Annotated in this window: 10 protein-coding genes; 5 read left to right on the forward strand and 5 right to left on the reverse strand. The window is 69.8% G+C overall.

Annotated elements, in window-relative coordinates; translation table 11 throughout:
- The first annotated feature begins 160 nt into the window (after positions 1 to 160).
- Positions 161 to 1,354: a helix-turn-helix domain-containing protein gene (locus MZV50_RS05900; RefSeq protein ID WP_252633489.1), complete on the forward strand. Its 1,194-nt coding sequence runs from the start codon at positions 161 to 163 to the stop codon at positions 1,352 to 1,354.
- Between the two features lie 196 nt (positions 1,355 to 1,550).
- Positions 1,551 to 2,702, forward strand: a complete 1,152-nt coding sequence (ispG, locus tag MZV50_RS05905) for a flavodoxin-dependent (E)-4-hydroxy-3-methylbut-2-enyl-diphosphate synthase (RefSeq protein WP_252633490.1) — start codon at positions 1,551 to 1,553, stop codon at positions 2,700 to 2,702.
- Between the two features lie 306 nt (positions 2,703 to 3,008).
- On the opposite strand, the gene MZV50_RS05910 is transcribed toward ispG, so the two are convergent.
- The 3 genes from MZV50_RS05910 to MZV50_RS05920 all read right to left on the reverse strand — a co-directional run bounded on the left by MZV50_RS05910 (position 3,009) and on the right by MZV50_RS05920 (position 5,411).
- Positions 3,009 to 3,416 carry a helix-turn-helix domain-containing protein gene (locus MZV50_RS05910; protein WP_252633491.1) on the reverse strand — a complete coding sequence of 136 codons (408 nt, stop codon included), beginning with the start codon at positions 3,414 to 3,416 and terminating at the stop codon, positions 3,009 to 3,011.
- Positions 3,417 to 3,546: 130 nt separating this feature from the next.
- Positions 3,547 to 4,404: an intradiol ring-cleavage dioxygenase gene (locus MZV50_RS05915; RefSeq protein ID WP_252633492.1), complete on the reverse strand. Its 858-nt coding sequence runs from the start codon at positions 4,402 to 4,404 to the stop codon at positions 3,547 to 3,549.
- 74 nt (positions 4,405 to 4,478) lie between these two features.
- Positions 4,479 to 5,411 (reverse strand): hypothetical protein, encoded by a 933-nt coding sequence (locus tag MZV50_RS05920; protein WP_252633493.1) that lies wholly within the window; start codon positions 5,409 to 5,411, stop codon positions 4,479 to 4,481.
- A 590-nt stretch (positions 5,412 to 6,001) separates the two neighbouring features.
- Between MZV50_RS05920 and MZV50_RS05925 the strand changes: the two genes are divergently transcribed.
- Entirely contained in the window at positions 6,002 to 7,297 is a 1,296-nt protein-coding gene (locus MZV50_RS05925; protein WP_252633494.1) for a hypothetical protein, read from the forward strand.
- 9 nt (positions 7,298 to 7,306) lie between these two features.
- On the opposite strand, the gene MZV50_RS05930 is transcribed toward MZV50_RS05925, so the two are convergent.
- Both MZV50_RS05930 and prfA read right to left on the reverse strand, forming a co-directional pair.
- On the reverse strand, positions 7,307 to 8,071 hold the full coding sequence (locus tag MZV50_RS05930; RefSeq protein WP_252633495.1) for a pseudouridine synthase: 765 nt from the start codon (positions 8,069 to 8,071) through the stop codon (positions 7,307 to 7,309).
- 58 nt (positions 8,072 to 8,129) lie between these two features.
- Positions 8,130 to 9,200, reverse strand: a complete 1,071-nt coding sequence (prfA, locus tag MZV50_RS05935) for a peptide chain release factor 1 (protein WP_252633496.1) — start codon at positions 9,198 to 9,200, stop codon at positions 8,130 to 8,132.
- A 183-nt stretch (positions 9,201 to 9,383) separates the two neighbouring features.
- Here prfA and MZV50_RS05940 point away from each other — a divergent pair, with 183 nt between their 5' ends.
- Positions 9,384 to 11,591, forward strand: a complete 2,208-nt coding sequence (locus MZV50_RS05940) for a putative bifunctional diguanylate cyclase/phosphodiesterase (protein WP_252633497.1) — start codon at positions 9,384 to 9,386, stop codon at positions 11,589 to 11,591.
- A 285-nt stretch (positions 11,592 to 11,876) separates the two neighbouring features.
- Positions 11,877 to 12,410, forward strand: coding sequence for a DUF1993 domain-containing protein (locus MZV50_RS05945; protein ID WP_252633498.1), 534 nt, complete (start codon positions 11,877 to 11,879; stop codon positions 12,408 to 12,410).

The raw sequence follows: 12,410 nt of genomic DNA on the forward strand, positions 1-12,410 counted from the left end.
CGCTACCGTTTAGTCCATTGAATCCCGCTACTTAGTTTGTTACTCCAAAGACTTGTTAACCTCTGTGCTGTACAGAGTCGGGGAGCGTACGCGGCGTTCGCGCATCGTCGGTTTTCGGGATGCGCGCCGAGGCGTGTTTTTGTGGGGCTGCTTACTCGCCATGCCGCTGGATATGGGCAATGTGAGGCGGTTGCGTCTGGTCGCCGACGCCGATGACGTCGCGACCGAAGCGCATGACGCGCCGGTCCTGGATACGCCGATCCCTGATGCGTCGGTTTCCGATGCGCCAATCCCTGACGCCCCAGTGGACGCCCCAGTGGTTGTTCGTCAGCCCTCGCTGGACGACGGCGCCGACATCGGTCAGGCCCTGAGGTCCGCGCGGACCGCCCGTGGCATGAGCGCCCAGACCGTCGCCGAGGCCACCCGCATCCGCCAGAGCTATATCGAGGCGCTGGAGGAGATGCGCCTCGACGAGCTGCCCTCGCGTCCCTTCACCATCGGCTATATCCGCGCCTATGCCAGCCTGCTGGGTCTGGACCCCGAGGCGGCCGTGAGTCGCTTCAAGGCCGATGCTCCCGACGAGGGCGGCGAGCTGCGCGCGCCGGTCGGCGTCCGCCGCGAGCGCGATCCGCGCCTGGCCATGATCTTCGCTGGCGGCGTGCTGGTGGTGGGCGCCATCCTGCTGTGGAACCTGGCCCAGCGCGCCATCGCCAAGGACGAGCCGCCAGCCCAGGTGGCCTCCGCCGCCACCTCGGCCCAGGTCCAGGCTCACGCCAGCAACAGCCAGGTCGCCCTGGGCGCGCCGCTGCCGGCCCCGGTCGAGTCGACCACGCCCGAACCCTACAAGACCCCCGGTCTCGACGACGCCGCCGCCAACGGCGGTTCGGTCGACGCGGCCAAGGCCGCCGCTAAGGCTCGCGCCGAGGCCGAGGCCCGGGCGGGGATCATCGATCCGGCGCTGCGGGTCAATCTGGGCGCGCCGTTCAAACCCAAGGGCGCGGTGATGGGCGCCTCGCCCGCCGAGAGCTCGGGCGTCATCCTGCAGGCCCGCAAGGCCGCCACCCTGGTGGTGCGCGGCGGCGACGGCCAAGTCTATTTCGCCCGCGCCCTGGCGGCCGGCGAGGCCTATCGCGCCCCGCGCACGGCCGGCCTGATCGCCGACGTCTCGGATCCGGCGGTGTTCGATGTCTATGGCAACGGCGCGCTGACCGGCCGCCTGCCGTCGAACTCGACCGCGCTGGGCAAGCTGATCCCGCCGCCGGCGGCGCCCGTCGCCGTCGCGCCGAAGCCGGTTGCGCCGTCGGCGGCTCCGGCGGTGAGCGCTCCGCAGCCCACGGCGCCCAAACCCCAGTAGCCCGTCTCCCCGGCGAAAGCCGGGGCCCAGATCGAACCCAGGGTCTCGAAAGGTTCGCGCCGGGCCTTGGCGCGTCATCCCCAGCCGCTCCGGATGGAACTGGGCCCCGGCTTTCGCCGGGGAAGTGGGCTTGGGAATGGCGAAATTAGCCAGGGAAACCCTTCAGTTCCCTCTCGATAAGCTCTAAATTACCCCCATGGCCGCAGACCACACGCACGTCCGTCCCTGGCGCATGATCACGCGCCGGCAATCGCGCAAGATCCGCGTCGGCAATGTCGAGGTGGGCGGCGACGCGCCGATCACCGTCCAGTCGATGACCAACACCCTGACCAGCGACGCCGCCGCGACGCTGGAGCAGATCCGCCAGCTGGAGGAGGCCGGCGCCGACATCGTTCGCGTCAGCTGCCCGGACGTCGAGAGCACGGCCGCCTTCAAGACCATCGCCCGCGAGGCCAAGGTCCCGCTCGTGGCCGACATCCACTTCCACTACAAGCGCGGCATCGAGGCGGCCCAGGCGGGCGCGGCCTGCCTGCGGATCAATCCGGGCAATATCGGCAGCCCCGACCGCGTACGCGACGTGATCCAGGCCGCCCGCGACCACGGCTGCTCGATGCGCATCGGCGTCAACGCCGGCTCGCTGGAGCGCGAACTGCTGGAAAAGTACGGCGAGCCGTGCCCCGAGGCGATGGTCGAGAGCGCCCTGAACCACGCCCGCATCCTGCAGGACCACGACTTCCACGAGTTCAAGATCTCGGTGAAGGCGTCCGACCCGTTCATGACCGTGGCCGCCTACTACCAGCTGGCCGAGGCGATCGACTGCCCGCTGCACCTGGGCGTCACCGAGGCCGGGGCCACGCGCACCGGCACGGTGAAGAGCTCGATCGGCATCGGCTCGATGCTGTGGGCCGGCATCGGCGACACCATCCGGGTCAGCCTGGCCGCCGATCCCGTGGAAGAGATCAAGGTCGGCTTCGACATCCTGAAGTCGCTGGGCCTGCGCCACCGGGGCGTCAACATCATCGCCTGCCCGTCGTGCGCGCGGCAGGGCTTCAACGTCATCAAGACGGTCGAGGCCCTCGAGGCGCGGCTGGCCCATATCGCCCAGCCCATGTCGCTGTCGATTATCGGCTGCGTGGTCAATGGCCCCGGCGAGGCCCTGATGACCGACATCGGCTTCACCGGCGGCGGCGCGGGCGCGGGCATGGTCTACATGGCCGGCAAGCCCGACCACAAGCAATCCAACGACGGCATGATCGACCACATCGTCGAGCTGGTCGAGAAGAAGGCCGCCGAACTCCAGGCGGCGAAGGACACCGCCGAGGCTGCGGCGAAGGTCGCGGCGGAGTAGGGGCTAGCCCTCCGCTTCAAACCGCTCATCCCTGCGAAAGCGGGGACCCAAGCAGCGCTCAATCCTTGTCTTCCTAGGCCTTGTGCCTAGGACCCAGCGTTCCGCGACGATCGAGCTGATCGGTGCGCGCCCACGCTGGCGCTTCCTCTTGGAAGGGCGGAGCCTGGCGCCGCCATGGGTCCTGGGCACAAGGCCTAGGAAGGCGAATGTTCTTGAAGCGAGGCTTGGGGCGGATGCTCCGGTTGGGTCCCCGCTTTCGCGGGGATGAGCGGATAGTGGGCTGCTCTGGCGCTGGGTGAGCGCCCCCTAAGCCTCGTCCGCCATCACCCGCACCAGGTCGACCAGTTGCCGGCGCACCCGGCCGGGGGCGATGCGGGGGAACAGCTCGGCCAGTTGCAGGCCCTCGGCGGTCTGCAGGAAGGTGTGCACCGCGCGGTCGGCCTGGGCGCCGGGACCGTCGGGCTCGGCCGGATCGGGCAGGCCGTCGAAGAAGTAGCTCACGTCGGTCCCCAGCAGGGACGCGATCCGGTAGAGCTTGGACGCGCTGATCCGGTTCTCGCCGCGCTCGTACTTCTGGACCTGCTGGAAGGTCAGCTCCAGGGCGTCGGCCAGCTGTTCCTGGCTCACGCCGATCAGCTTGCGCCGCATCCGCACCCGGGCGCCCACATGGTGGTCGACCGAGCTCGCGCGCCGCCCGTCGGTGTCCTTGGCCATGACCCTCTCCGCACTCATCGTCAGGTGGCTGCATCCAACCCGAAAGTTGCGGTCCAACGAGGGCCCATATGTATCGGCGCCGTATCGAACTCGACGACTTGATGCAGGCCAGAAACGGCGCCGACGCGCTTCAGGTGGAGGCCTTGGGCAAGAGGGCCGCGACACGGGCCTCGCCGGTCAAGGACGGGCGACGGCCGGGACCGCCTCCGGGACCCTCGCCGGGGAAGTCGGGCGGCAGGCCGTCGACGGAGAGGCCGGGCGGAGGGCCGCCGGGGGAACCGCCCTCGGCGCGCGGGCGAGCCTGGCGGTCGACCACGACGTCGAAGTCGACGCGGAACCGATCGTCACCCTGCGCCACCGCGGCGAAGGTCGCCTCGCCGCCTTGCCGGGCTATGCCGTCGTTGCGGTTCAGTGTGTCGCGCGCGCGCTCGCGCCTGTAGTCGGCGGCCTGCAGGTAGAGGAACTCGTTGAGGGCGTCGGGCAGGAACACCTGCGAGGTCAGCAGCGTCCGCCCGTCCAGCCAGACCTTGTAGTGGATGTGGGTCGTGCGGCCCTCGTACCAGCCGGGGTAGACGGTCCTGAACGTCGCCACGCCGCCGTCGTCGACCGGCTGGACGCCGCGCAGGAAGCGGGCGGCCTTCAGCGCCGCGGGCGGCTCGCGGCCGGGCGCGTCGCCGAAGCCGGAATAGCGCCCCTGGGCGTCGCAGTGCCAGACGTCGACCCGCGCCAGAGGCAGCGGCGCGCCGGTCTCGTCGAACACGTGAAAGCGCAGCTCGACCGCCAGGCCCGGCAGGCCCTCGCGGATGTCGCCCCGCGCCGGCGCGCCGGCCAGGTAGTAGGGCCCCTCCGTCACGGCGGGGGTCAGGGTCGGGCCGGGGTTCAGCTGGCGCGCGCGCGTCTCGGCCGCGGAAGCTTCGGCCGCCGCGCCGGCCGCCGCGCCCGTCGCCAGACCCAGGGCCAGCAGGCCGCGCCGATGGAGATCCGTCATGGAGGTCCTTGATGCTGTCGAGGGGACACCGTCGCGGACCGGCATGGCGGGAGGAGGGCGCGGATCGTTTCGGCCTAGTTGCGAGCCGCAACACAGGCCGCAGGCAGGACCTGGGGTCCCGCCACCTCGCGATCCCAGGCCGCCAGGACGCCCAGCTGGCGCAGTTGGGCGAAGAGGCGCTGCACGTTCCCGCGATTGGCCTCGACCAGGGCGGCCAGGCGCGGGGCCAGCGCGGCGGGCGCCGTCGCGACCAGGCCGCCGGGCATGCGCCGGCAAAAGCCCTGCGCCTGCAGGATGAGCAGATGCCGCCGGATGGTCTCGCCGGAACTCTCGATCCGCGGGGACAGGGCGACGCCCCGAATGGGGCGGCCGACGCCCGTCGGGTTTCGGGTCCAGGCCTTCAGGTGTTCGGCGTCCATGCCGTGCGTGCTGGCCAGCGCCAGCTCCAGCAGCACGCGGCTGCTGATCATGTTGCCGGTCAGGGCGATCAGGTCGTTGCAGGCGCGCAGCGTATATTCCGACAGCGCCCGGTTGGCGGCCCGCACCGGCGGCTCGGGCGTCGGCGGCGCGGCCTCGCCGTCGTCCAGCACGTTCAAGGCCTTGAGCGTCTCGTAGAACCGTCGTCCCCGATCATAGCGGTCGCGCTGCTCGGCCATGTAGACGGCCGAGGTCACCACACCGCGCGGCACGATGACGCCGTCCGGATCGATCGACACCAGGCCGGCCCCCGCCATGTTCACAAGCCGGCGGCGCACGGTCTCGAACGGCATGCGCAGGGATTGGGCCACGGCGTTGATGCTGACCCGCCGCCGCAGGGCGTCGGGCGCGGAGACGTCCACGCCCCCGAACAGGGCGCACAGCGCCTGGTCGCGATTGACCGGCCTCATGTTGGCGTCGAGCGTCGCGGTGAAGATCAGGGCGTCCAGGAGGTCGGCGTGCTGGCCGCGCGTGATCGCGACCGTATCGCGCACATAGGCCAGCGATGCGCGGGTGATCTCCAAGATCATCGTCTCCATCCCGGTTCCGTTTGGGTCGCCTGGTGCTTTACGCGACGCGAGCAGAGGCGCTGTCGCTAGATCTAGCGACACAATCTTAGCGAGAAAAACGCAGGATGGGTAGCGAGGCGAGTGCGCGAGAATTGAAACTATAGGTAGCTTGTCGCCATCCGCCTTTTTCGTCCGAGACGGGCGGCGTTTCATCGACTGACAGGAGGGGTTGATGCCGATCCAAGGATTTCGCCGCTTTCGCGCCGCGCGCGCCGGACTGATCGCGCTCTCGGCCGTGATGGCGTTGGGGGGCGGAAACGCTTCCGCCGGACTGCCGGAGAAGGCCCCCAAACCGCCGGCGGCCAGTCAGGTTCCGGCGGCGGGGCCGGTTCCGAACAACTGCACCGCCGCATGGGATGCGCGACGTAACCAATGCAGGCCTGTCGCCGGCCATTGTCCGGTCGGGCAGAGGGCCGTCATGCACCCGGTGCCCGTCGGCAATCCAACCCGCTGCACCTGTCAGTGCCAGTAGGCGCGACGCTCGAACGCTCAGACCTCAATCCGCCGCGCGCCGTCCCGAAAAGACGGCGCCTGTCCAAGCGAGCACGCCCATGTCATCTCAACCCGACCCCGCCCTGAACCCCGAGGATGTTGTCCGCGAGGCGATCCAAGCAGGCGACTTCCAAAATCGCGGCGTGCTGTTCCCGCCGTTCCAGCTCAAGCCCACGCCGCTGGAGCGCAGTTTCGACATGGTCTGGAATGCCAGGCCCTTCGTCGAGCGCGGCGAACAGTATCCGAACGTCGCTTTCTTCCGGTTCCGGGGCGAGGACGGCGACTTTCGGCCACTGGGCGACGTGATCGTCGCCGGCGACGGCCGCCACGACCTGGTCCTGGCCGCCGGACAGCTGCTGCTGGCCCCCGATCCCAGCAAGCCGGACTGCCTGCGCCATCCGGTGGGCCACGAGTGGATCCTGAACAACGACGGGGCCCAAGGGGCGCCCTTCAGCTACTGGCGTCTGATCCCGCCGCCGGGCTACACCGCCCTGGGCATCTGCTTCGGCTTCGATCAGCCGGTCTACGAGCACTATTGGTGCGTGAAGAACGAGTACCTGGAGCCCGCCGATCGCACCGACGCTTGGCACCGGGACTGGATATGGCGCAACAACGGCAACCTGGCGCGGCCGATCATGCCCAGCAAGCCGCCGCCCGCCAGGGAGCGCGTGATGTGGATGGTCCCTCAGACCGTCCTGAGCGAACAGGGGCAGGAGCCCGCCAGGTTGCTGAAGCTGGGTGTCGCGTCCTTGCCGGTGCAGGAGATCCACAGCAGCCCGGTCTACGACCCGGACGTCACCTCCGACGACGAGACCGCGCCCGGCCTGAAGAAGGTCGCCATCGTGCCCTTCACCGGCATCGCCGCGGACGCCGCCTATCCCGACCAGTCGATGGTGAGCCCGTTCTACTTCGTGGCCTGTGAGCCCCTGTGGCGTTGCGACTCGACCTGGAGCGCGCCGGAGGGCGGATCCCAGTCGATCACCCAGGTCGCCGGGGTCAGCAAGACCGACTCGACCAGTTTCACCGAGCAGACGTCGCTGACCGTGGACTGCAATGTCGGCTTGGCGCTGGACGCCCTGAGCTTGGGCGTGAGCGCGTCCTTCACCCAGTCGTTCTCGCTGACCACGGACCACTCGTCGACGTCGTCGACCGAGGTCTCCAAGACGGTGACGATCGAGCTGCCGCATTCCGACCTGGTGGCCATCTGGTCGCGCCAGGTGCGGATCGCCTTGTTCCGCCTGGACGGCTCGATCGTGTCGGAGGTGCAGTATTCGACCTATGACCAACGGATGCTGTACGACAAGGTGTCGGGGCCGGAACCGCTGAAGGTGCTGGAGCCGGCCCTGGCCGAGTGAGGCTATGGCCTAGCCGTTGATCAGCGCCGCGCGTTCGGCGCTGGTCAGCGGTCGCCAGCGGCCCTCGGGCATGTCGCCCAGGTCCAGCGGGCCGATGCGGACGCGGAACAGGTCGACGACCTTGAGGTCGACCAGCTCGCACATGCGGCGGATCTGGCGGTTGCGGCCCTCGCGCAGCACGAAGCGCAGGCGCTGGTCGGAGATGACCTCGACCTCGGCGGGGCGCAGCTCGCGGCCGTCCAGCTCCAGGCCGAAGCGCAGCAGCTCGATCTTTTCCTCGGTCAGTTCGCCCATGACGGCGACGCGGTATTCCTTCTCGAGGTCCGATTGCGGGCCGATCACGGCCTTGGCCACCACGCCGTCGGCGGACAGCAGCAGGAGGCCGCGCGAGTCCTTGTCCAGCCGGCCGATCGGCGGCAGCAGGTCGCCCGACTGGGGGATGGCGACCTTGTCGACGCCCCACTGGTTCTGGCGGGTCAGCAGGCGCGCGGCCGGCACTTGGCCGGGATCCGGCTGGGCCGAGACCACGCCCTTGGGCTTGTGGACCATGTAGGTCACGGCCGCGTCCAGCTGGGCCGTGGCGCGGTCGGCCAGGACCAGGGTCTGGCCCGGCAGGATCTTGCGGCCGACGTCCTCGACCACTTCGCCGTCGATCGAGACCAGGCCGTTGGCGATCAGCGCTTCGGCCTCGCGTCGCGAGCAGACGCCGCTCTGAGCCAGCCACTTGTTGACCCGCTGGGGTTCGCCCTCGTCATAGGTCCGGGTGAAGGCCATCAGAGCATGATCCCGAAAAGTGGGAACCGGTTTTCGGGCAAGATCATGCTCCAGGCCATCAGCCGAAGCTTTCCTCGAGGCTGGCCAGGCGTTCGGCCTGGTCCTCGGCGATCAGCGGGTTGATCACGTCGTCCAGGGCGTCGCCCTCGATGATCCGCGACAGGTTGTAGAGGGTCAGGTTGATCCGGTGGTCGGTCACCCGGCCCTGCGGGAAGTTGTAGGTGCGGATGCGTTCCGAGCGATCGCCGCTGCCGACCTGGCTCTTGCGGGCCTCGGAGCGGGCGCTGTCCAGGGCCTCGCGCTGCATGTCGTAGAGGCGCGCCTTCAGGTTCTTCATGGCCCGGGCGCGGTTCTGGTGCTGCGACTTTTCCGAGCTGGTCACCACCACGCCGGTCGGCAAGTGGGTGATGCGTACGGCGGAGTCGGTCTTGTTGACGTGCTGACCGCCCGCGCCCGATGAGCGATAGGTGTCGATCCGCAGGTCGCTTTCCTTGATGTCGATCTCGACGTCCTCGGCTTCCGGCAGCACCGCGACGGTGGCGGCCGAGGTGTGGATGCGGCCCTGCGCTTCGGTGGCCGGCACGCGCTGCACGCGGTGCACGCCGCTTTCGAACTTCAGCCGGCCGAACACGCCGTCGCCGGTGATCGAGGCGACGATTTCCTTGTAGCCGCCCATCTCGCCTTCCGAGATGCTGTCGATCTCGACGCGCCAGCCCTGGGTCTGGGCGTAGCGCTGGTACATGCGGAACAGGTCGCCGGCGAACAGGGCCGCCTCGTCGCCACCGGTGCCGGCCCGCACTTCCAGGATGGCCGAGGCGTTCTCGTCCTTGTCCTTGGGCGCCAGCATCAGGGCCAGCTCGCGCTCCAGGACCGGCAGCTTCTCGTCCAGGGCCTCGATCTCGTCCTTGACCATGTCGGCCATCTCGGGATCGGCGGCCATGACGTCCAGCTCGGCGCGCTCGGCGCTCAGCTTGGCCAGGCGCTCGACGGCCTCGGCGACCGGGCGCAGCTCGGCGTGTTCCTTGGAGAGCTTGACGATCTCGGCGCCGTCGGTGGCCGCGCCCATGCGCGCCTCCACTTCGCGGAAGCGGTCGAGAACCTGGTCGAGGCGGGCCTGGGGCAGTCGCAAGGGGGCTGTTCGCACGGCTGAAATGAACGGTCGGTCTCTGTAGAGCCTTTCCCCCGCGAAGGGAATGGATCGGGGGCGAAACCCGGTTTGGGGTGTGTGCGAACGCCCGTTAGCCGCAGCTTAGCCATTGTCCGCGCAGGGTGCCGCCTCCTTCGAGCGAACCTGCGGGCCCTTTCGCTAAAGATGAAGCGCATCGAGACCCGTCTGTCGGCGCCCCTGGCGGGGATGGCCATGCTGACCGTCGGCCTGCTGGTCGTGGTGCTGGCCATGTCCGCCGCCCGCGTCGACCGCGACGCCCTGGAGCACGAGCAGGCCCTGGTCGCGCGCGGCATGCAGGCCAAGGTCGCCGACATCGAGCGGACGATCTGGTCAGAGGTCGGCTGGGACGAGGCCGTCGAGCATCTGGACAACCGTTACGACCCGCAGTGGGCGCACGAGAACATCGGCACCTACCTGGTGGGGCAGGCCGGGTTCGACCAGATCATCGTGCTGGATCACGCCAGCCGGCCGGTGTTCAACGAGCGCCTGGGCCAGCCGACGTCCAGCGCCTGGTACGACCACAACGCCGCGACCCTGGCGCCGATCCTGGACCGGCTGCGCCAGCGCGAGGCCGCCACGCCGCGCCCGACCGGGCCGCGCCCGGACGGCGACATGGTCTCGCGACCCATCCAGGTCAGCGCGATCGAGCGCCTGGACGGCGACGCCTACCTGGTCACCGCCAGCCTGGTGCAGTCCGACTTCGGCAAGGCCCTGGTCCGCCACGCGCGCGCCCCGGTGGTGCTGACGGCGCTGAAGCTGGACGCGGCGTTCCTGGACGGCTTCGCCAGCCGCTTCCTGCTGCCCGGCGTCCACCTGCATGCGAGCGACGCCACCGCCGAGCGCGACGACGCCCACCTGCCCCTGACGAACCTGAAGGGCCAGGTCGTGGCCACCCTGGACTGGCAGCCGCCGCATCCGGGCCAGCGCCTGCTGCGCAAGGCCGTGCTGCCGATCCTGCTGGTGGTCGGCGGCCTGGGCGTGGCGGTGATCGTCTTCGCCCGCCGCAGCCGCAAGATCGCCGAGGGCCTGGTCGCCAGCGAGGCGCGGGCCAAGCACATGGCGCTGCACGACGCCCTGACCGGCCTGCCCAATCGGGTGCTGTTCGAGGAGCGCCTGCGCCAGGCGATCGACGGCCTGCCACGTCGCCGCCAGGCCATGGCGGTGCTGGCCATCGACCTCGACCGCTTCAAGGCGGTCAACGACACCCACGGCCACGCGGCCGGGGACGAGCTGATCCAGGCGATGGCCAAGCGGCTGCAGGCCCTGTGCCGGGCCGGCGAGACCGTGGCGCGGCTGGGCGGCGACGAGTTCGCCGTCGTCGCCGTCGACCTCGAGCCGAACGGCGCGGCCGCCCTCGCCGAGCGGCTGGTCCAGGCCATGAGCGCGCCCGTAGAGCTGTCGTGCGGGGCGGTGTTCGTCGGTGGCTCGGTCGGCGTGGCCCTGATCGACCGCGCCGAAGGCCATGTCGGCGCCGTCGAGGCCGCCCGCCGCGCCGACGTGGCCATGTACCGCGCCAAGGACGAGGGCCGCGGCCGCTACTGCTTCTTCGAGGCCGAGATGGACGCGGCGCTGAAGGCCCGGCGCGGGTTGGAGGCCGACCTGCGCGCCGCCCTCGGCGACGGCGGCGTCTGGCTGGCCTACCAGCCGCAGGTCAACGCGACCGGCCGGGTGGTCGGGGTCGAGGCTCTGGCCCGCTGGACCCACCCGGTGAAGGGCCCGATCTCGCCCTCGGCCTTCGTGCCCCTGGCCGAGGACTGCGGCCTGATCGACGAGCTGGGCCGCCTGGTCATGCGCCGCGCCTTCACCGACAGCCGCCGCTGGAAGGGGCTGAAGGTCGCCGTCAATGTCTCGGCCCTGCAGATGCGGCAGGCCGATTTTCCCGACCAGGTCGCGGCGCTGCTGGCCGAGACGGGCGCTCGGGCCAAGGGCATCGAGCTGGAGATCACCGAAGGCGCCCTGCTGGGCGACGACGAGACCACGCACCGGGCGATCGCCCGCCTGCGGGCCATGGGCTTCTCGCTGGCCCTGGACGACTTCGGCACCGGTTACAGCTCGCTGAGCTATCTGCGGCGCTATCCGATCGACAAGATCAAGATCGACCGCAGCTTCATCACCCCGCTGGGCGAGGACGAGGAGGCCGGGGCGGTGGTCGCGGCCATCGTGCGCCTGGCCAAGGCGTTGAGCCTGTCGGTGATCGCCGAGGGCGTCGAGACCAACCGGCAACGCCAGCAGCTGCGCGAGATCGGCTGCGCCCAGGCCCAGGGCTTCCTGTTCAGCCCGCCGACCCCGGCCGACCGCATCGACGCCCTGGTCGCCGAGGGCGGCCGCATCAGGGTGGGGGCGGAGGCCTGACCGGCTTTCGGCTTTTTTGAGCTCCCCAGATCCGCTCTCCCCGGCGAAAGCCGGGGCCCAGATCGAACCCGGGCGTCCAGGGGACGGCAGGGCGAAAGGGCGCGTCAGCCCCAGCCTTTCTGGATGAATCTGGGCCCCGGCTTTCGCCGGGGAAACGGTAGTGGCGATGAGCGACTTCCACTACTGACAGGAATTGTCATCGGTCTTTATTGAAAACGCTCATAAGCGTGTCTAACTCGCTGGGCAGCTCGGCCGGAGGGGCCGGGATTAGCGAGGGTTATCTCCATGTCCGTCTCCATCCAGCAGGTCGCCGTGACCTCGATCGCGCGCGGCCTCAAGACGCTGTCGGCCCTGCTCGACAAGGCCAAGGCCCATGCCGAGGCCTCGGGCGCCAGCCCGGACGCCTATGTCGCCGCCCGCCTGTTCGAGGACATGCTGCCGCTGAGCGGCCAGATCCAGCGCGCCTCCGACACCGCCAAGGGCGCGATCGCCCGCCTGGCCGCCGTCGACGCGCCCAGCTACGCCGACGACGAGACCACCTTCGCCCAGCTGCAGGCGCGCATCGCCAAGACCCTGGCCTATGTCGAGAGCGTCCCGGCTTCGGCCTTCGAGGGCGCCGAGACCCGCGAGGTCACGGTCCCGGCCGGGCCGTCGATCACCCTGGGCTTCACGGGCCTGGACTATCTGCTGGAGTTCGTGATCCCGAACTTCCAGTTCCACGTCGTCACCGCCTACGACATCCTGCGCAACCAGGGCGTCCCGTTGGGCAAGCGCGACTTCCTGGGCATCGGCCCGGAACGCGTGAAGACGGCGGCTTAG

The sequence above is a fragment of the Caulobacter segnis genome (assembly GCF_023935105.1).
Taxonomy (GTDB): Bacteria; Pseudomonadota; Alphaproteobacteria; order Caulobacterales; family Caulobacteraceae; genus Caulobacter; species Caulobacter segnis_B.

Coding starts and splice junctions, on each gene's coding strand:
- MZV50_RS05900 (WP_252633489.1), top strand. CDS start 161: ATGCCGCTGGATATGGGCAATGTGAGGCGGTTGCGTCTGGTCGCCGAC.
- MZV50_RS05940 (WP_252633497.1), top strand. CDS start 9,384: ATGAAGCGCATCGAGACCCGTCTGTCGGCGCCCCTGGCGGGGATGGCC.
- MZV50_RS05925 (WP_252633494.1), top strand. CDS start 6,002: ATGTCATCTCAACCCGACCCCGCCCTGAACCCCGAGGATGTTGTCCGC.
- MZV50_RS05915 (WP_252633492.1), bottom strand. CDS start 4,404: ATGACGGATCTCCATCGGCGCGGCCTGCTGGCCCTGGGTCTGGCGACG.
- MZV50_RS05910 (WP_252633491.1), bottom strand. CDS start 3,416: ATGGCCAAGGACACCGACGGGCGGCGCGCGAGCTCGGTCGACCACCAT.
- MZV50_RS05930 (WP_252633495.1), bottom strand. CDS start 8,071: ATGGCCTTCACCCGGACCTATGACGAGGGCGAACCCCAGCGGGTCAAC.
- MZV50_RS05920 (WP_252633493.1), bottom strand. CDS start 5,411: ATGATCTTGGAGATCACCCGCGCATCGCTGGCCTATGTGCGCGATACG.
- ispG (WP_252633490.1), top strand. CDS start 1,551: ATGGCCGCAGACCACACGCACGTCCGTCCCTGGCGCATGATCACGCGC.
- MZV50_RS05945 (WP_252633498.1), top strand. CDS start 11,877: ATGTCCGTCTCCATCCAGCAGGTCGCCGTGACCTCGATCGCGCGCGGC.